Consider the following 1,583-nt stretch of genomic DNA (forward strand, 5'->3'; position numbering starts at 1 on the left):
CCATTGCGCCTGCAACGGCGCGGCCAGCGCAGCGCCGGCCAGGCCGCACAACAGACAGGCGGCCAGTGCGCGTCGCACCCAGCCCAGTCGCGGTGCTACCGCTTGGAAATGTTGATGCGACCGCTGCTGCATGCTGCCTCCGTTGGCTGTCCTGTACGCGCCGGAACTCAGCCCGGCGCGCCCTCGCGCACCACGTTCAACACTTCGTGGCAGGCGCCCATGGTGTGGTAGTCGGTCTTGCCGGCCGGGCTCTTCTCGTCGCTGTATTTGCGGTTGTCCGCGTCCAGGATGCGGAACCACCCGCCGTACTGGTGATCGACCAGGTGCTCCCACGAATAGGCCCACAGCTTGTCGTACCACCGCCAGTAGCGCGCCTCGCCGGTGCCCTGGGCCAGCAGCGCGGCCGCGGCCAGCGACTCGGCCTGCACCCAGAAGTACTTGTCGTCATCGCAGACGAAGCTGTCGCCACCGATCGGCGCGCCGTCCATGCCCGGCTGGCGGCGGGTCTCCGGCGCGAAGCCGTAGTACAGGCCACCGCGTGCCTCGTCCCAGGAACAGGCCACCGCGTTGTCGAACAGGTGCGCGGCGGTGGGCACCAGCCAGTCGGCATCGACGTGGCGGTCCAGGATCATCAGCAGCTTGGCCCATTCGGTCTGGTGGCCGGGCTGGAAACCCCACGGCCGGAACAGGTGCTTGGGGTTGTCCAGGTTGTAGTTCCAGTCGATGTTCCAGTCGGTGTCGTAGTGCTCCCAGACCAGACCGCCGGCCTTGGCGGCCTGCTTGCGGGTCATGTTGTCGGCCAGCTGCAGCGCGCGGTCCAGATAGCGCTGTTCGCCACTGGCCTCGAACGCGGCCAGCATCGCCTCGCACATGTGCATGTTGGCGTTCTGGCCACGGTAGCCGGTGAAGTTCCAGTTCGCGTCGGCCTCGTCGCGGTACAGGCCGTGCTGCGGTTCCCAGAAGTGACGCTCCAGCAGCTGCCAGGTCTCGTCCATCCACTCACGGCCCTGCTCGATCCCGGCCTTCAGCGCGCAGCTGTAGGCCAGCAGCACGAAGGCCACGCCGTAGCAGTGGTTCATGTCGTCCTCGACGGCGCCATCGCGCAGCGTCCAGGCATAGCCGCCGGTGGCCGGATTGCGGTGCACGTCGCGCAGGTAGGCCACCCCGTGCTTCACCGCCTCCAGGTACTCGGCATTGCCGTACTCGCGGAAGGCCATGGCGTAGTTGAAGACGAAGCGGGTGCTGCTGACCAGGTGACGGTGGCCGGCGTCATAGACGCTGCCGTCGTCACGGAAGTAGTGGAAGAAGCCGCCCTGCGGATCGATGCAGCGCGGGTGGTAGAAGGCCATCGTGTCGGCGATATGCGCGCGCAGGAAGGCCGGGGAGCGGAAGTCGGGCGTGGTGGTCATGCGAGGGCGTCCTGTTGCTGCAGCAGCTGCTGCACATCTTGCAGAGAAGGCATGGCGGCGAAGGCGCCCTTGCGGGTGACCGCCAGCGCGCCAACCGCGGCGGCAAAGCGCAAGGTGGCGGTGATGGCGTCGGCATCGGCGCAGAACTTGGCAAAGCCGCTGCCGGCCCCGCCA

1 protein-coding gene and 1 pseudogene are annotated in these 1,583 nt (G+C 67.7%); both read right to left on the minus strand.

Going from position 1 to position 1,583, the window contains the following annotated elements; translation table 11 throughout:
• Nucleotides 1-167: 167 nt before the first annotated feature.
• Nucleotides 168-1,409: an AGE family epimerase/isomerase gene (locus tag JCM9942_RS15575; protein ID WP_054660768.1), complete on the minus strand. Its 1,242-nt coding sequence runs from the start codon at nt 1,407-1,409 to the stop codon at nt 168-170.
• Nucleotides 1,406-1,583: pseudogene (locus JCM9942_RS20350) on the minus strand (carbohydrate kinase); the annotation flags it as partial. The pseudogene JCM9942_RS20350 and the gene JCM9942_RS15575, both read right to left, overlap by 4 nt.

This window comes from Stenotrophomonas pictorum JCM 9942 (assembly GCF_001310775.1).
GTDB lineage: Bacteria > Pseudomonadota > Gammaproteobacteria > Xanthomonadales > Xanthomonadaceae > Stenotrophomonas > Stenotrophomonas pictorum.